The sequence below is a fragment of the Shinella sp. GW835-FHT14H05 genome (assembly GCF_058793575.1).
Window position 1 is genome coordinate 113,131 of the sequence record NZ_JBXAFY010000012.1, and the last position, 17,081, is coordinate 130,211.

The 17,081-nt window shown below is 61.4% G+C and carries 17 protein-coding genes; 12 read left to right on the plus strand and 5 right to left on the minus strand.

Annotation, left to right across the window (positions count from 1 at the left end; translation table 11 throughout):
• Positions 1-106 precede the first annotated feature (106 nt).
• Both AC1Q6Z_RS27225 and AC1Q6Z_RS27230 read left to right on the plus strand, forming a co-directional pair.
• Complete coding sequence (locus tag AC1Q6Z_RS27225) at positions 107-697, plus strand: hypothetical protein (protein WP_298799544.1); 591 nt, start codon at positions 107-109, stop codon at positions 695-697.
• A complete protein-coding gene (locus AC1Q6Z_RS27230; protein ID WP_137934769.1) occupies positions 687-1,193 on the plus strand; it encodes a thermonuclease family protein in 507 nt (168 codons plus the stop codon). Before AC1Q6Z_RS27225 ends, AC1Q6Z_RS27230 begins: the two co-directional genes overlap by 11 nt.
• Here AC1Q6Z_RS27230 and AC1Q6Z_RS27235 read toward each other — a convergent pair.
• The gene (locus tag AC1Q6Z_RS27235; protein ID WP_137934768.1) at positions 1,143-1,400 is read right to left on the minus strand and encodes a helix-turn-helix domain-containing protein; all 258 of its coding nucleotides are present in this window, start codon (positions 1,398-1,400) and stop codon (positions 1,143-1,145) included. The two genes, AC1Q6Z_RS27230 and AC1Q6Z_RS27235, sit on opposite strands and share 51 nt — an antisense overlap.
• A 452-nt stretch (positions 1,401-1,852) precedes the next feature.
• On the opposite strand from AC1Q6Z_RS27235, the gene AC1Q6Z_RS27240 reads away from it, so the two are divergent.
• Positions 1,853-2,629, plus strand: a complete 777-nt coding sequence (locus tag AC1Q6Z_RS27240) for a hypothetical protein (protein WP_137934767.1) — start codon at positions 1,853-1,855, stop codon at positions 2,627-2,629.
• 55 nt (positions 2,630-2,684) lie between these two features.
• Here AC1Q6Z_RS27240 and AC1Q6Z_RS27245 read toward each other — a convergent pair whose 3' ends face one another.
• On the minus strand, positions 2,685-3,578 hold the full coding sequence (locus AC1Q6Z_RS27245; RefSeq protein ID WP_137934766.1) for a LysR family transcriptional regulator: 894 nt from the start codon (positions 3,576-3,578) through the stop codon (positions 2,685-2,687).
• A gap of 133 nt (positions 3,579-3,711) precedes the next feature.
• On the opposite strand from AC1Q6Z_RS27245, the gene AC1Q6Z_RS27250 reads away from it, so the two are divergent.
• The 3 genes from AC1Q6Z_RS27250 to AC1Q6Z_RS27260 are packed head-to-tail and all read left to right on the plus strand — an operon-like array spanning position 3,712 to position 6,515.
• Positions 3,712-4,899 (plus strand): MFS transporter, encoded by a 1,188-nt coding sequence (locus tag AC1Q6Z_RS27250; RefSeq protein ID WP_137934765.1) that lies wholly within the window; start codon positions 3,712-3,714, stop codon positions 4,897-4,899.
• Between the two features lies 1 nt (position 4,900).
• The gene (locus AC1Q6Z_RS27255) at positions 4,901-5,362 is read left to right on the plus strand and encodes a cyclophilin-like fold protein (RefSeq protein ID WP_232375840.1); all 462 of its coding nucleotides are present in this window, start codon (positions 4,901-4,903) and stop codon (positions 5,360-5,362) included.
• Between the two features lie 46 nt (positions 5,363-5,408).
• A complete protein-coding gene (locus AC1Q6Z_RS27260) occupies positions 5,409-6,515 on the plus strand; it encodes an alpha/beta hydrolase (protein ID WP_137934764.1) in 1,107 nt (368 codons plus the stop codon).
• Positions 6,516-6,597: 82 nt separating this feature from the next.
• Here AC1Q6Z_RS27260 and AC1Q6Z_RS27265 read toward each other — a convergent pair whose 3' ends face one another.
• The 3 genes from AC1Q6Z_RS27265 to AC1Q6Z_RS27275 are packed head-to-tail and all read right to left on the minus strand — an operon-like array spanning position 6,598 to position 12,036.
• Complete coding sequence (locus AC1Q6Z_RS27265) at positions 6,598-9,855, minus strand: error-prone DNA polymerase (protein ID WP_137934763.1); 3,258 nt, start codon at positions 9,853-9,855, stop codon at positions 6,598-6,600.
• Positions 9,852-11,363 carry a Y-family DNA polymerase gene (locus AC1Q6Z_RS27270; protein WP_171026490.1) on the minus strand — a complete coding sequence of 504 codons (1,512 nt, stop codon included), beginning with the start codon at positions 11,361-11,363 and terminating at the stop codon, positions 9,852-9,854. The genes AC1Q6Z_RS27265 and AC1Q6Z_RS27270 overlap by 4 nt, the downstream gene beginning before the upstream one ends.
• Positions 11,284-12,036 carry an ImuA family protein gene (locus tag AC1Q6Z_RS27275; protein WP_137934762.1) on the minus strand — a complete coding sequence of 251 codons (753 nt, stop codon included), beginning with the start codon at positions 12,034-12,036 and terminating at the stop codon, positions 11,284-11,286. The genes AC1Q6Z_RS27270 and AC1Q6Z_RS27275 overlap by 80 nt, the downstream gene beginning before the upstream one ends.
• Positions 12,037-12,329: 293 nt before the next feature.
• Between AC1Q6Z_RS27275 and AC1Q6Z_RS27280 the strand changes: the two genes are divergently transcribed.
• From AC1Q6Z_RS27280 to AC1Q6Z_RS27305, 6 genes are all read left to right on the plus strand, one after another.
• Entirely contained in the window at positions 12,330-12,764 is a 435-nt protein-coding gene (locus AC1Q6Z_RS27280) for a hypothetical protein (protein WP_232375839.1), read from the plus strand.
• Complete coding sequence (locus AC1Q6Z_RS27285) at positions 12,701-13,102, plus strand: SOS response-associated peptidase family protein (protein ID WP_332313068.1); 402 nt, start codon at positions 12,701-12,703, stop codon at positions 13,100-13,102. Before AC1Q6Z_RS27280 ends, AC1Q6Z_RS27285 begins: the two co-directional genes overlap by 64 nt.
• On the plus strand, positions 13,045-13,281 hold the full coding sequence (locus tag AC1Q6Z_RS27290) for an SOS response-associated peptidase family protein (RefSeq protein ID WP_232375838.1): 237 nt from the start codon (positions 13,045-13,047) through the stop codon (positions 13,279-13,281). Before AC1Q6Z_RS27285 ends, AC1Q6Z_RS27290 begins: the two co-directional genes overlap by 58 nt.
• A 239-nt stretch (positions 13,282-13,520) precedes the next feature.
• Positions 13,521-14,639, plus strand: a complete 1,119-nt coding sequence (locus AC1Q6Z_RS27295) for an ABC-three component system protein (protein WP_210240495.1) — start codon at positions 13,521-13,523, stop codon at positions 14,637-14,639.
• Positions 14,632-15,150 carry an ABC-three component system middle component 2 gene (locus AC1Q6Z_RS27300; RefSeq protein ID WP_137934761.1) on the plus strand — a complete coding sequence of 173 codons (519 nt, stop codon included), beginning with the start codon at positions 14,632-14,634 and terminating at the stop codon, positions 15,148-15,150. The genes AC1Q6Z_RS27295 and AC1Q6Z_RS27300 overlap by 8 nt, the downstream gene beginning before the upstream one ends.
• Positions 15,150-17,078, plus strand: a complete 1,929-nt coding sequence (locus tag AC1Q6Z_RS27305; RefSeq protein ID WP_137934760.1) for a hypothetical protein — start codon at positions 15,150-15,152, stop codon at positions 17,076-17,078. The genes AC1Q6Z_RS27300 and AC1Q6Z_RS27305 overlap by 1 nt, the downstream gene beginning before the upstream one ends.
• Positions 17,079-17,081: the final 3 nt, after the last annotated feature.

Genomic DNA, 17,081 nt, shown 5'->3' on the forward strand with positions numbered 1-17,081 from the left:
CGGGTTGCCGCGTTTGCGAATAAACTATAGTTAATTCGCGAAGGATTCCTCTGTCAATTCAGAAATGGCTTTTTCTGCAATGCACAAACAACTCAAGGTTCTCGAGATGGCCGCTTGGCTCCTCGTCGGAGGCGCTGGATTCGCCGTTGCGGAGGGTGAAGATCCCTATGGTGAGCCGTCGCCAAACTACCTTCGTCAGTTCCGGGATGAGGGGGCGAAGACGTTCGTACTGGAGCGCTTCGACGCCGAAGGAAGACTTGCGGCGCGGTCTGTGGAAAAGCTCGATGGGGAGGTCGAAATCGGCGGCCCGGTCGAGCGGATGATCGCCGGCCGGCGGTTTACCCTGCGCGGCCTGAACGCCTGCCCGACGGAGAAGGTCGTCTATAACCGGGTGCAGTCCTGGAGCTGCACCGACGCGGCGCGCGACTACGCCGGGGCGGTCTATCACAGGCGCGCCAGCGTCATCCTCTGCAAGACCCTGGTGCTGACGCCGGCCGCTGGCGAGACCACTCCGGCCTCATGTTTCGTCCTCGTCGGCGGCAAGGGCGAACCGTTCAAGACCGTCAACGATGACGACAGCATGGTCTTCCTCGGCCTTGCCGCAATCGGGCGGACAGCTGAGGGCCGATCCCGTCGGCCGGACCTCGAAGCATCGCAATCGCTTTCTCGATCGATGGGGTTCCAGAATGCGGATTGAGCTTTCCATTGCCGTGGCCTTAGTGCTGGCGACGACGGCGCGTGCGCAAGAGGAGACGATCTCGTTTCCTGCGGCCGTGAGTTTTGAAACGGGCGATAGCTGGCAGTACGAAGGCCGGAAATTCAGGCTGTTCGCCGTGCAAGCGTGCATTCGAGGCACGATCTATCGTGCCCCTGACGGCGCGGAAAGCGATTGCGGCATGCAGTCGATTGCGTCTCTTGCGGCACTGTTTTCGACGGGTATGGTCGGGTGCCAGCCGGTCGGCCGGGCGAAGGACGATGCGACCTTCGTCGTCTGTGCCGCCCAGCTCGACAACACCACCGTCGATGTCGGGACCGCGCTGATCTCTTCCGGCGCAGCCTTCGCCGCAGTGTTTCCGTCCGGTGCCCCGGTGTCCGCGGCCTATGCAGTCGCCGAATCATCCGCCAGGGATAAGGCCAGCGGCTTATGGTCGGGGACGTTCGCCCATCCCGTTTCCGTGCTTCTGAACAAGTGACCAGATCGCGGTGAAATCGACATGCAGGCACTCGGCGATCGCGCCGATCTCCTTGACCGTCAGGCGATGCCAGGCGCCGGCCTGAAGGTATTCCAGCCGCTCTTCCGAAATACCCGTCATCTCCGAAAATTCATGGAGCTTCGTCCCGCGCTGTCGAAGCTCCTCCGCGAGGAATTGCACAAGGTCGGCAGCACTCTCAATGGCCATTTGCGGTCATCCTTTCCTTGTCCCGTCGCACGGCGTCCGAGGGGCGGGAACCGCTGGCTCTGATCGCGAAGTATGGCGGAGGATCGTCGATAAGCTGATGGCGGAGCGGGCGGATACGGTACCGCCAGCCTCCAGTTTTGTCGCGCAACCTCTACACGAGCAAAAAGCGGCGTTTTCGCGGCGGCTCGGCTTTTTGGTTGGTCTACAAGTAAAATATAATTACTGTCGTGACTCGCTTCATAAGCAATCGAGCGGTGGAGGTGCCATGCCGTAGACAAAATAAAACCCGCCTCGGAGAGACGGGTCGAGTGACACACGAAGATGTGCGCAAAAGTCTTATAGCCACTGATTTTTTCGCACATTGACGCCGCCGCTGCAAGCTAATTCTTGCCACGGATACGTGTGTCCTGCGCGCCGGTCCCTCCGTTGTCATCATTGAATATGGAGAGATCATGCCTGCCACGATCCGAACGGCCTATGGGCCGAGCCTATTGGCGCGCCTGCTTGCAGCCGGTACGCAGCAACAAGTCGATGAATGCGCGAAAGCTGCCTGGATACTAAACGGCGAAGGACTGATCGCCGACGAGGAGATGGAATATCTTGCTCCTGTGATCGAGCACCGGCGGCTGTCGATCAGCGCAATGATGCGAACGGTTCGGGCGAAGGGATGCACCCGTCATTGCCGTCCGGCGATTCCTTTGCAGAAGCGCGCTGCTTGCTGGCTTCGCCGGCGGGGGCTCGCCAAGGACTGCATCATTCCAACGTGCCTGGCTCAGGCCTTCACCGTCAGCAAGCTGGCGGTGCTCTCCGTCATCGCGCGGGCGGTCATGGAGCGAGGCCAATCGACGATGTCATTGCCCGAAATCGCTGCGCGTGCGGGTGTCGGATGCACGACAGCGCGTTATGCGATTCGCGATGCTGCAAAGATGGGTCTCATCAGCGTGTCTGAAAACCGCATCAATGGATTTTGGAACCGCCCCAACACGATAAGGATCGTCTGCGGCCGCTGGCTACGATGGCTGAAGGTGTGCGCGGCATCCCGCGCACAAAAATCTGCGCGACCGGCGGGTCGGGGCGATCTCAGCACCCCCCTCAGAAATCTGATCCCCACGATTGAAATAGTAAGATTCTCCCTGCGAGGTGCGATAAGGCAAGGGACGAGTAGACCCGTATTGCCGCCCTGCTGGCGAGTTTGCCTTGGATCGAGTGAGGAAGGGTGGCCCTTGTAGCAACGATCCGGCTGGCGGCTCGACCTATATCGCAGGCATATCCGTAGTCGTTCGGCTAATTGCGATGCCGCAACGCGTCGACAATGACCTTGAACGCCGGAAGGTTCTGGCGGCGGCTGGGATAGTAGAGGAAATAGCCGTCGAAAAACGGCGACCAGTCGTCCAGCACCTGCACCAGCGCCCCTGAAGCGATATGCGGCTCGACAATATTCTCCGGCACATAGGCGATGCCGTAGCCACTCACCGCAGCGTCGATCATGGCATAGGAGTTGTTGAAGGTGAGCTGGCCGCTGACGCGTACGCGCAGTTCCTGTCCGTCTTTCTCGAATTCCCATGCGTAAAGGCCGCCGGCAGTCTCGTGGCGCATGTTGATGCAGGCATGCCCGACCAGGTCCTGCGGATGGTCCGGCAAGCCATGTTCGTCGAGATAGCCGGGCGAAGCGACCGCGACCAGCCGCCAGTCCGGCCCGATGCGCATCGCGATCATATCCTTCTCGACGCTTTCGCCGAGCCGCACGCCCGCGTCGAAACCGTCCTCGACGATATTGCGGAAGGTGCTGTCGAGGATCAGTTCGACGTTGATATCGGGATAGGCCTTGAGCACCGGCTTCAGCTTCGGCCAGACGACGCTTTCGAGCGCGTGGTCGGAGAGCGTCAGCCGGATCGTGCCCGTCGGCGTGTCGCGGAACGTCGATAGTGCAGCAATCTCATCCTCGATCTCCGCCATGCGCGGCGTGATCGTCTGCAGAAGCCGCTCGCCCGCCGGCGTCGTGGCGACGTTGCGCGTCGTGCGCGTCAGAAGGCGAATGCCCATGTTCGTCTCAAGCTGCCGGATGGCGTAGCTGAGGGTGGACTGCGCCACGCCGATCCTCGCCGCCGCCTTGGTGAAGCTCTTCTCCTCGGCGACGATCCGGAACCAGGTGAGTTGGTTGAAGTCCGTCTTCTCCATGTTCCCTCGCGATGTTCGATGAGCGGAGATTAATCGATGACATCGATTGATCCAATCAAATTGCGACGGCTAATCGCCTCAGTGTCGACGAGCTATATCCGCATCGAACCCGATGGACAGGAGAATGCGGACAATGGTTTCCGCCGTGGAAAATGCCGGCAGCAAGCCTGCCGCCTGGGGCGCCGTCCTTTCGATGGCGCTTTGCGTGGCGATGCTGATCGCCTCGGAATTCATGCCAGTCAGCCTGTTGACGCCGATGGCCGAGGGGCTGAACGCGACCGAGGGGCAGACGGGGCAGGCGATCTCGATCAGCGGGCTGTTCGCCGTTGCGGCCAGCATGCTCGTCACCACCGCTGCCGGACGGCTGAACCGGAAATGGGTGCTGATCGCGATGACGGCCTTCATGCTGCTTTCGCTGGCCCTGGTCGCCGCCGCGCCGAACTTCCTCGTGCTGATGGCCGGTCGCGCGTTGCTTGGCATCTGCATCGGCGGTTTCTGGGCACTGGCGACCGCCGTCATCATGCGGCTGGTTCCGGCCGAAGACGTGCCCCGCGCGCTCGCCCTGATGTATGGCGGGCAGGCGATTGCCGCCGCCTTTGCGACTCCCGTCGGCAGCTATCTCGGAGGCCTGTTCGGCTGGCGTGAGGTGTTCTGGGCGCTAACGCCGATCGTCGCCGTCAACCTCGTCTGGCATGCGGTCGCGCTGCCGTCGCTGCCCGCGCACCGGAAGCAGGATTTCCGGGCGATGCTCGGCCTGCTGAGGCGTCCGTACTTCATGCGGGGTCTGATCGCCTGCATGCTGTCCTGGGGTTCGGCCTTCACCATGTTCACCTATCTGCGGCCGTTTCTGGAGCAGGTGACAGGCGTGGATGTGACGACGCTGTCGGTCCTGCTGCTGCTTCTCGGCTGCGCGGGGTTCATCGGCACATGGGCTGCTGGCCGTTTCCTCAAAGGTAACGTCGCTCCCTTCCTGAAGCTGCCGGCGCTCGTCATGGGCGGAGCCACCGTCGGGCTGCTTCTTTTCGGTTTCTCGGTCGCCGCCATTGGCTTCTTCATGATGATCTGGGGTGCGATGAACACCATGTTCTCGGTGATCTGGATGACGTGGATGTCGCAGAACGCCGACGATGCGCCCGAGGCCGCAGGCAGCCTGATGGTCGCGGCGATCCAGGCCTCGATCCTGCTCGGCGCGCTCGTCGGCGGGCTGCTGCTGGACGGCATTTCCATCGAGGCGACATTCATCGGCAGCGTCGTGCTGGCGGTGCTCGCAATCGCCCTGATCGGCGATGGCCAGCGCCTGCTGAAGCCGGAGGCAATCTGACATGGGCTCGTCCGTACCGATCTCCCGGCGTCGATTGCTGGCAACAGGCGTCGCCGGCCTTGCCCTGCCGATCTTTCTGCCCTCGACCACCCAAGCCCAGGAAGGAGCGATCATGCGCCTCAAACTGACCTTCGCTGACCAGGATTTCTCGGCAACGCTGGAAGACAATGCCGCGGCGCGCGAGCTGTTCGCGATGCTGCCGCAGGATCTCACGATCGACGACTATTCGACCAACGAGAAGATCGCCTACCTGCCGCGCAAGCTGAGCGATGACGGTAGCGCACGCTTCGAGAACGAGGCGGTGGGCGACCTCTGCTACTACGCGCCCTGGGGCAATCTCGCGATGTTCCATGGCCCCTACCGCTGGTCGCGCGGGCTGGTTCGGATCGGCCGGCTGGATCAGGGCGCAAAACCTCTGCTGGTGCGCGGCGAATTTCCGCTCCGCATCGAAGCGCTGACCTGACGCGCGGCGCGCGCCCCCTTTCTCACAACTGCAAGGAGAACCTGCCATGAACCGGAACACCGACTCTGGAATCGAACTCCATCATCTGGACGCGCCCAATGCCGGCCGCCGCAACCTGCTCAAGCTGACCGGCGCGGGTGTTGCTGCCTTCGGTGCAGCGTCATTTCTCAAAACTCCCAACGCAAAGGCTCAGAACATGTCACAGGAATGGGACAAAGTTTTCCCCAAAAGCGAAAAGGTCGACCATCAGAAAGTCACCTTCAGGAACCGCTACGGCATCACCCTTGCGGGCGATCTCTACCTGCCGAAGGACCGGGCGAATGACCGCCTGCCCGCCATCGTCGTCAGCGGTCCGTTCGGCGCCGTCAAGGAACAGTCGTCGGGTCTCTATGCGCAGACCATGGCGGAGCGCGGCTTCGTCACGCTGGCGTTCGATCCGTCCTATACCGGCGAAAGCGGCGGCGAGCCGCGCAACGTCGCCTCGCCCGACATCAACACAGAGGATTTCATGGCAGGGGTGGATTATCTCGGCCTGCACGCCTCCGTCGACCGCGAACGCATCGGCGTCATCGGCATCTGCGGCTGGGGCGGCATGGCGTTGAATGCCGTCGCCGCCGACAAGCGTGTCAAGGCCGTCGTCGCCAGCACCATGTACGACATGACCCGCGTCATGTCGAAGGGCTACAACGACAGCGTAACCCCCGAACAGCGCACGCAGGCGCTGGAGCAGATGAGCCGGCAGCGCTGGGACGATGCCGAGAAGGGCACTCCGGCCTACCAGCCGCCGTACAATGAGCTGAAGGGCGGCGAGGCGCAGTTCCTGGTCGATTACCACGACTATTACATGACGCCGCGCGGCTACCATAAGCGTGCGGTCAACTCAGGCAACGCCTGGACGATCACGACGCCGATGGCGTTCATGAACATGCCGATCCTCAGCTACATCAAGGAAATCTCGCCGCGACCGCTGCTGCTGATCCATGGTGAAAAGGCGCATTCGCGCTACTTCAGCGAAACCGCCTATGCAAATGCCGCTGAGCCGAAAGAACTGATGATCATCCCCGGTGCCAGCCACGTCGATCTCTACGACAAGGTGGACGTAATCCCGTTCGACAAGATCGCCAGCTTCTTCGAACAGCATCTCGCTGCCTGACGCGCTGGCGGCACCCGTGTGAAAGGACATGGGTGCCGCCCTAAGCCGCCAACATTGCTCGCTTCCTTGTTGTTGGCCATGGCTAGTGAAAATTCCGGGCTTTCACCTTCAGCGTATCGATATGCAAGTCTTTTACGAACATGTCGCGTGGGCGCACGGCCGGCGCCTGGCGATCGCGCGGGTCCGGCCCGCCACCATGGGCGAACTCGTCGCCGCGCCCGGCCGGTAGCCGAAATTCGGTATCGCGCTCCGACAGGCTCGACAGATCGACGGAGAGATCGAACAGCTGCTGGGCGATGAGATGCACGACCTCGCCTTCGCGCTGAATCCTGCCGTTGATCGCCATCATGGATGAGCCGAGCACGACGCGCCGGCGCCGCTCGAACAACTTTGGCCACACCACGACATTCGCGGGGCCGGTCTCGTCCTCGATGGTGATGAACATCACCCCCTTGGCGCTGCCCGGCTTTTGCCGGACCAGCACCAGGCCGGCGGTCATCAGCCATCGCCCGTCTCGCGCCGCCATCGCCTCCTGGCAGGTCACAATGCGCCGCTCGGCAAGATCTCGGCGGAGGAAGGAAAGGGGGTGCTCGCGCAGCGTCAATCCCGTGTGGCTGTAGTCCTCGATGACATTGTGGCCCTCGGTCATCTGGCGCAATTCGACATCCGGCTCCTGCTGCTCGGCAATGGTGCGCGCTTCGCGCTCGGCCGCGGCGGCAAAGAGGGGGAGGGGCTCGTCGCGCAGGGCCTTGATTGCCCAGATCGCGTCGCGCCGTTCAAGCCCAAGGGAAGGCAGAAAGGCGTCGGCCTCGGCGAGCTCCACGAGCGAAGCGGCCGGCACGCCGGAGCGACGCCACATATCGTCGACGCTGTCGAACGGCTGGTCGGCGCGCGCCGCAGTGATTTTGGCGGCATCGGCGGTCGCCAGCCCGCGCACCATGCGCATTCCAAGACGCACGGCGTGCCGCTCGCCATCCCCGACCGGCTCGAGCGTGCAGTCCCAGCGGGAGCGGTTGATGCAGACCGGACGCACCTCGACACCATGCCGGCGGCAATCGCCAACGATCTGGGCGGGAGCGTAAAAACCCATGGGCTGGGAATTCAAGAGGGCGGCGCAGAAAGCATCCGGATAGTGGCATTTGATGAAGCTGCTCGCATAGGCGATCAATGCGAATGACGCGGCGTGCGACTCGGGGAAACCATAGGATCCAAAACCTTCGAGCTGGCCGAAGGTCTTGTCGGCGAATTCCGCCGAATAGCCGTTGTCGATCATTCCGTTCACAAGCTTGTCCTTGAAACGCGAGACGCCGCCAGTGAACTTGAAGGTCGCCATGCTTTTCCGGAGCTGGTCCGCCTCTCCCCCCGAAAATCCGGCGCAGACCATTGCCACCCGCATCGCGGATTCCTGAAACAGCGGCACGCCGAGCGTCTTGCTCAGCACCGCCTCGAGCTCCGGCGTCGGATATTCCGGCTGTTCCTTGCCTTCGCGCCGCCTGAGATACGGATGGACCATATCCCCCTGGATTGGACCCGGCCGCACGATAGCCACCTGAATGACGAGATCGTAAAATGTCCTGGGTTTCATGCGGGGCAGCATCGACATCTGCGCGCGGCTCTCGATCTGGAAGGTGCCCAGCGTGTCGGCCCGACGGATCATCTCATAGGTCCGCGCGTCCTCCGGCTCGATCTTCGCCAGATCGAGATCGCGGCCCTTGTGCTCGCGGATCAGGTCGAAGGCTTTGCTCATGCAGGTCAACATGCCGAGGGCGAGCACATCGACCTTCATGATCTTGAGCGCCTCGACGTCGTCCTTGTCCCATTCGACAATCCGCCGATCCTTCATCGTCGCCGGCTCGATGGGAACGAGATCGTCGAGGCGGTCGTTGGTCAAGACGAAGCCGCCGGGATGCTGACCGAGATGGCGAGGCGCCCCCATCAGCTGTTGGGCAAGCTTCAGCGTCAGGACGAGACGCCGATCCTCCGGGTTTAGGTTGAGTTCGCGGACGTTGCGATCGCTGACTTCTTCCGACCACGACCACATGCCCGACGACAGCGCCTTGATCACGTCCTCCGGCAAGCCGAGCGCCTTGCCCACATCCCGGATGGCGCCTTTGGCGCGGTAACGGGTGACGGTCGCGCACAGGGCCGCCTTGTCATGCCCGTAGGTTTTGTAAATCCACTGGATGACCTCTTCGCGCCTGGCATGTTCAAAATCCACATCGATGTCCGGCGGCTCGTCGCGCTCGCGAGAAACAAACCGCTCGAACAGCAGGTCGTTGGTCTCGGGATCGATGGAGGTGATGCCGAGAATATAGCATACGGCGGAATTGGCGGCCGATCCGCGCCCCTGGCAAAGGATGCCTTGCGAGCGCGCGAACCGCACGATGGAGAACACCGTCAGGAAATAGGGCGCGTACTTCATCGCCTTGATCAGGTCGAGTTCGTGCCGGACGATCTGCAGCGTCTTGGGCGGCAGGCCCTCCGGATATCGGTCGGGAACGCATTGCCAGACATAATGCTCGAGCGAAGCCTGCGCGTCCTTGCCGGGAACGATAGCCTCCTCGGGATACTGATAGGTCAGCTCTTCGAGGCTGAACTTGCAACGCGCGACGATCTCCATCGTCCGCGCCAGCGCTTCCCTGTATCGGGGAAAGAGCCGTTCCATTTCCTCCGGCGGTTTCAGATAGCGGTCGGCATGGCGCTCGCGTTCGAAGCCGACATCGTCGATGGTGGTGTTGGTCCGGATGCAGCTGACGACATCCTGCAGCTGGCGGCGCTCCGGATCATGAAACAGCACGTCGTTCGTCACCACCGGGCGGACCCCGACGCGGGTGGCGAGGTTCGACAGATTGTGCAGCCGCAACTGGTCGCGCGGCCGGCGGCGCAAGGTCAGAGCCATATAGGCGCGGCCCCCGAAAATCTCCGCCATCTTGCGGAGCTGCACCGCGCAGGTCTCGTCCGCCAGATCTGGGACGAGAACGCCGATCAGCCCTTCCGCATACTGGGCGACGTCATCGAGGTGCAGGATGCAATTAGCCTTGCCGCCTCTAGATTTGCCGAGCGTCAGTAGCCGGGTCAGCCGGGAATAGGCGGCGCGATCGGTCGGATAGACGAGGATCGACATGCCGCCCTGAAGGTCGAGCCGACAGCCGACGACCAGCCGGATCTTCATCTCGCGTGACGCTTCCAGCGCCCGGACGATGCCGGCGAGCGAATTGCGGTCGACCACGCCGAGCGCCGAGATGCCGAGCGCCTTGGCCGTCTGGAATAGCTCGTGCGCCGACGATGCCCCGCGCAGAAACGAGAAATGGGTGGTCACCTGAAGCTCGGCGTAGCTCATGCGAAAATCCCATGCACGAACCAGCGATGCGAGCCGGTCGCCGGATCGACGCCGTCGCCGCTGCGGAAGATCCACAGGCGCTCGCCGGTTTCGTCCTCGACGACGAAATAGTCGCGCACCGCCTCATATTCCGCGTCGCGTGTCCACCATTCCCCGAATATACGCTCCGGGCCGTCGGCGCGCTTGACGCGCCGGCGCTTGCCCCGCCAGGTGACGGATACGGGAGGGTGGTCGGGCATGAGCGCGATCACCTCGATCAGCTCCGGCCGGGAAAGCAGGCGGACCGGCCGCGGCCAATGCTGGGTCCACGTCGCGCCGGCGGCGACCGCCGCAGGATCGATCCGCCGCACGCTGCGCTCCGGAACGTCGCTTGCCACCGGCATCACGCGATAGACCCGCTGGCCGCGATTGGCGAAGACGTCGATGAGGGGGACGACGTCCGTCATCTGGTCTTCGACCAGCGAGGACGCCCTCTGAACTTCTTCCAGCGGCTCGGTCATGACGGCGACCAGCGTCAGCCGCTCGATGCCGAAGCCGGGCTCGATCTTCTCCGTCCTATCTCGAAACAGCTTGGTGAGCCATGTGACGTCGCGCGAGGGCTTGGCCGTGCCGGCGCGAATGGCCTGTCGTGTGCCGTCGACCTTTTCGACGATGAGGTCGGTGCGGCGAACGCCGTGCCCCCGGCGCTGCAGCTTTTCGACGAGCTGCGTCACCAGGCCGGCGACATAGCGGTTGATGGTCTCGGCCGCGCCGATGGGCTCGGCGAAGGCCTTGCTGACCTCGACAATATCCGGGGTGCGGATGGGATCGATGGGCTCGGCCATGCGCCCATACATCTGATCGAGCCGACGGCCGATTTCCGGCCCGAAGCGGAGGGCGAGGGGCGCGCGCGGCGTCGCGGAAAGCTGGCCGATCGTTCGGAAGCCAAGAGTTCTGAGATCGCCGACGATTTGCTCGGGCAGGCGCAGCAGGGAAATTGGAAGACGCTCGACCGCGCGCGCCGTTTCGCCCGGCGGCACGATGACGGTTTCGCGGGCGATGACACGGGCGCAGGCATGCGCCGCGCCCCAGGTGTCGGCGATGGCGACGCGGGCCGTCAGGGATTTGCCCCGGAACCGGTTGGCGGTCGCGGTCAACATGAGCTGCTCGCCGCCCTGCAGATGGTCGGCGCCTTCGGTGTCCATCACGATCCCGTCTGGCGCATCCATCGCGACGATCGGCGAATATTGCGTCAGCGCCCAGAGCGTGATGCGTTCCAATGCAGCGGCGTCGGCCGCCGGATCGGCATCGATCAGCATAAGATCGCGAAACAGCGCCTGCGCTTTTGCCGCCGGCATCCCGACCGTCACGCCGACCTTCCGCGCGGCGGCGTCGGCCGCGGCCACCCAGCGCCGGGAACCGCTGCGCGCGATGACGGCGATGGGCTGCTCAGCCGGCAGCGAAGGATCGGCCCGCCTGATCCTGTCGGTGGGCAGGTCCGGTAGATAGATCGATACGACCCGAGGCATCACAGGCTCCAACGATAAACTCAGCGCACTCGCCCGCTTTCACGCGCATAATTTCCACAAGCCAGTTCGGCCGTCCGACGCAAGGGACCGGTAACTCCTCGGATGGAAGTACGCTCACCCGCCATCGTGTGGTCGAGGCGGTCGGCTGGCCGTAGTCCGATGCCTCCGTCGGCCGCCGCCAGCGCCGGACAACCAGCGCCATCGCCCCGGTCTTTTCGGCGGCAAGCTGCAGCCGCCGGCTCGCCACCATCGGCAGACGCACCAGCTCGGCGACGACGGCGCCGAGCCCGCCATAGGCAAGCGCCTCCTCGGCATTGGCCAGGACATCTTCCTCCTTGTCGCTCTCGACGAAATAGACGCGGTCGGGATGCAGTCCCACCTGAGCCAGCGCCGGAAAAAACAGGTCCGGCCGTGTCAGGCACCAGACAATCGGTCCCGTCGTTCGAGCCGCGATGCCGGCGGCGAACAGCGCGGCCGCCGCGCCATCGACCGCGCCGGCCCCGCCACCCGAGACCTCATGAAGCGCGCCGTAGGCAAGACCGCCGCCGGGCAGGGCGGCATCGACCTCCGCCACTTGAAACGGCAACGCACCGGCTTTGCGCGAGGCAGGGCTCTCCATCGAGGCGATGCGCTCTCTCAGCTCGGTTATCACCCTGTTTCGGGCAGCATTCATCGTTCACGGACTCCAGCGGGTTCGTGTTGGCAGGCGACATCATGTCGTACAGGTCTATTTGTTCTGTATCTGTTCCTCACGGCAAAAAGAGTCAAGCCACCCGAAAATAGGAAAATTGTCTCACATTTTTGCCCGCGCGGGATTCTTGCTTGCGAATCATTGACATGAGGTCGGAGGCGACGCGCTTGCCGACTTCAAAAAAACTTATGCGGTTCGCCGTCGCGAGGGCCGACAATTGTTCCTCGTATGTTCCCATGATAGTTTGGGGAACCAAACTGGATCGGAGGCCGAAATTGTCGCGCCTGTTTTCTATATCTCGGCCGATTGAGGAAATCGTCGAGCATTTCGGCGTCAATCTTTCCTCGGTAGCGAGCGTTCCTTCCGAGACCGTCGAGGGCACCCCTGGCCTGATCGTGCTCGAAAAGGATGGCCTGCGCCTCCTGAAATCCCCAACCTGGGGCTTTCCCCGGCAGACCAGCGAGATGCGCCATAAAGGCGAGCCGCCGGGGCGCATTGGCCTCGTTGCCGACCTCACCAATCCGCTGTGGGATCGGCTTGTCGTCGACGCCAAGTATCGATGCCTGATAGCGCTAACACACTTTGCCAATCCTGACGGGTCAAAGGGTCGAAGACGAGGACGTGGTTCTCGCTTCATCGCCAGCCGCTGGTCGCCTGGGCCGGCTTCTGCCGCAACACGCCGGAGTTCGGACCCGTCTTCGCAGGCATGACGATGAAGGCGAACGAGAAGATCAGGCCCCTGAACGATCGGATGCCGGTCCTGCTGAAGCCGGACGAATACGAGCGTTGGCTTCATGGATCGATCGAGGATGTCATTGCGTTCCAATACCGCGAGCCGCCGCCGTCCGAAAAGTTCGAGGTCCTGCGAACACGGGATCGATGGCAAAGCGGCACACCGCCGTCCAAGGCTTCACGGCGCCGGGATGACGTGCTTAAGAAAGGCAAGATGACGAGAACCTGGTTCAGTGTTCGCGAGGAACCGATCTTCGCTTGGCGGGCCTCTGGCGCGTCAGCGATGAGTGGGGGCCGGTCTATTCCGGCGTCGTGACCGATGCCAACGAGGCGGTCGCGCCGGTTCACGAGCGTATGCCGGTGCTGCTCCATCGCGACGAATACCGGCAGTGGCTTCAGGGCAGCTTTGATGACCTGCTGGCATTTCAGAAGCGGGTCTTCCCGGCCGACCGCGTCTTGGTGGAGAGGACCTCGGAACTTTGGCTAAAAAGATGAGTGCCGGTTCCGCAGATGCAGCGCCTGTTTTCTGAGGCTCGAGTGCTATATCTGTCGGCTTGTAGGTCAAACCGCGAATCCTGACATTTAGAAAGTTTGGCGTTCCTGCTCTCCTGATCGGAGATGGCTATGCCGAGCGAAACGCCATTTCGTGGGGGAGTTCGAACAGGTGGGGCTACACCTCTGGCTTGTGTCGTTGGGGCGGGCACTGTAATGAGCATACTCTCCGGAGGACTTTTTTGACAGACCAACTCAAGCCCGTTGACATTCCGACCAAGTGGCCCGGCGCGAATGCTAGGCTTCTGGGTGTCGGCGTCGGATACGGACTACCGGTGAAACCCTTAGATCGCTTGGGTTTGTTCAGCGCCGATGACTTCGAGCGGTTCGTTCTCGAATGGGCTCATGGCTACCTCAAGGAGAAGCTGCCCGGCGTGACCGATGTCCAGCAACGTGGAGGGGCGGGGGACAAAGGACGTGACATCGTCGTTTGGTTTGGTAAGCCCGGGGCTCCCGACCGATTTTGGCATCTCTACCAGTGCAAGCGCTACGCCAACAAAATCGGTAAAGGGGTCGCGTTCGAGGAGATAGGGAAGGTACTCTATTTCGCATCCATCGGAAAATACACGCTGCCGAAAGAATACTGGTTTGTGACGCGGAAGGGCGTAACCGGTGACTTGCAGGACCTAGTCGATGATCCCAAGAAGTTGAAAGATGAGCTGATCGCGAATTGGGACGAATATTGTGCAGAAGGAATCGCCAAGAAAACCAAGATCAAGCTTGAAGGCAAGTTGCTGGATTTCGTAAAGAAGGCAGACCTCTCGATTGTCAAGGTGAAGCAACCCCTGGATATACTCGAAGAGCATGCTCAGACCAATTTTCATGACATCGTGTTCGGCAAGCCATTGATCGAGCGACCGCCCGCTCCCGCACCGCCGTCGTCCATAACAGAAGAGGAGCGGACCTACGTTCAGCAGCTCTTCGAAGTGATCAGCGAAATGATCTCCGCTCCCGTGAGGGCAGAGGCAGATTTCGCGGGCCATTCAAAATCGGCCACGTTGTTCGAGCGGTCGCGCATCACGTTCTATAGCGCTGAGGGCCTAAAGCGTCTCGCCCACGATCAAATGCAGCAAGTCGAGTTTTTCCACGATCTGGTGTCGCAATTTGGCGACGGCCTCTATCATACCTATAACGGTCCCGCTTCCAGCGGACACGAACGCCTTCGTTTGACGATCAATGCCGCGCAGGCGCAGGTTGTTAGCGGTCATGTCCTCGACCCTCACCTCAAGCCATTGGATCGCGAAGGTATATGCCATCATCTTGCCAATGACGGCATCGCCAAGTGGTGCCAGAATGAGTGAGGCGGCAAAGCTTGCGCCGAGACCGCAACCGCCGCGCTTGTTCAATACGCCAGTCGAATGTGGTTTCAGGCTCCTGTTCATTCTATCGGCGTCTCGCCCGGCCTTATTCGACGTGCAAAGGCTGATAAGTTACGACTATCTGCTCGTCCACTCAGGCGACGTCGACACGTCCTACCCAAGCCTTCATCCCGCGGTGCCTAACCGCGGGGCGGAATGGGTGATCAAGCGCCAGGTCGTCGACACGGGTCTGTCGCTCATGTGCGCTCGCGAGCTGGTAATCAGAAACATGACCGATCTGGGAATCTACTATTCGGGCTCGGACCTCACGTCTGCTTTTGTAGGCCTTCTCAAAACGTCATACGCCGAAGGACTTCGCGATCGGGCAAAATGGCTCGCCGAGCGGTTCGATTCCTATACCGACGAACGCTTGCAGTCGTACATGGCCGCACAAGTTGGAGAATGGGGCGCAGAATTCGACACACTCTCAGCATTGAAGGACGTTGATCTGTAATGTCTCGTATTGCCGAGATAAGGATGACTGGGCGAGGACAGATTGACGCGGTGATCCGCTTTGATCCTGGCCCCAACGTTGTGTCCGGCGATTCCGACACCGGAAAGAGCTATCTCCTGAGACTGGTCGACTATGTCTTGGGTGCCGATCAGCTGACCAAGACGATAGACGAAGCCGCCGCATACGAGACTGTATGGCTCGAGTTCAGGAACGAAGCGGACGATGTCCTTACCTTGGAGCGGAGCCTTCAGGGTGGCGAAGTCATTGCCTACTCCCAGCCCATTGGCGACTTGATCAGCGACGACTATTTCGAACTCCCCCGATCTCCAGATGACCATATCCGGAATGGCAACAATCAGGGCGAGACCTTGGCGTCGAAACGTCAAGGGCGATCTGTTGATCCAGATGTCACCGCGAGGGTGTTTCCCTTTTTTGGTCTGCCAGAGACGGTGAAGCTGAGGAAGAATAGTGACGGCGAGATTCAACGCCTGTCAATCCGCACTTTGTTGCCGATCTTCCTCGTCGATGAAGAGGCCATTATAACCGAAAGTTCCCCGATTTTAAGGGGTGGGTTCAGTGACACCGCTGAAAAACGAATGTTTTCCTATCTCCTGACCGGAAAGGACGACGCGAGCATCGTTGCCCAAGAGAAGCGCGAGATCATATCCGCCAAGCTGAAGGCGCAGCGCGATCTCCTCGCCGACCTTCTTGCTCCCTTGCATGCCCGGTTGAAGGATCATGTGGAAGCTGAAGAGGAAGAGAGCATAGAGCGTCTCGAAGGTACCATAGCAAGATTGTCGGACACCTTGGAGCAGAACGCCACCGAACGGACGCGATTGCATTCGGAGCGCGTGGCCGTCTACCAGTCTCTTGTGAAGTCAGAGACCCAAGTCGTCGCCCTCGACGCGATGCTCACCCGCTACCGTTTGTTAGACGACAGGTACTCATCAGACCTTCAGCGCCTCGATTTCATTGCCGAGGGTTCCTATTACCTGGACGGCTTGCAGACTAGCGCATGTCCTCTCTGCGGACAGGCGCTCGAAGGCGCTGAACACGATCACCCGGATCAGCCGGGACCTAAGTTCAGTTCCGATGAGGTTTACGCTTCGGCGTCGGCCGAAGCGGCTAAAATACGCGGCTTGCAGGCCGATCTCAAGAACGCCATATCGGACTTACAAAAACGGCGTGACGGTTGGCACAAAGGTGCTCGCGAGGACGCGGACCGGCTAAGGGAGATCGACAGGCTCCAGGACGTCGTTTTGGCTCCAGCACGACAACAAACCAAGGCCTCGCTTGACCAGTTGGTCAAGCGGCGGCTTGAACTACAGTCGACCCGTGCCGACCGGACTGAAGCGGCCCGGCTAGAGGGGCTGAAGGCAGAGCTTGAACGGGCCATCGAGGAACCGCCGAAAAAACTGAAATGGGCTCCTCTCGACCCGATGGCGACGACGGAACTCTGCAAGGAGATCGAAGCTGTCCTGAGAGATTGGTCTTGGAAGGACGATGTCAGGGTAGAGTTCGAGGAAAGCCAGTACGACATCAAGGTCAATGGCAAGTTCCGCCGCGCACATGGGAAGGGATTCCGCGCTGTGCTCCACGCTGCCCTTTCGGTCGCGTTGTTGAGGTATTGTCACAGCCGCGGGAGGCCTCATCCGGGGTTTCTCGTCCTTGACTCTCCTTTGACGACCGTGAAACAGCGTGGTGGGCAATCTGTCGTTGAAGCGGAAAGTGACCGCATTGAGCCAACAATCGAGCCGAAATTCTGGGAGAGCCTAGCGGCTCTCAATCCTTCTATGCAGATAATAGTCCTCGACAACAAGGAGCCGCCTCTGGAGTTTGCCAAAGCGGTAAACCTCCAAATCTTCGCAGGTCCGGGTGCTAACCCTGGCGAGCGGAAGGGTTTCATTCCTGCTCAGGTCAGGAGCTAAAGC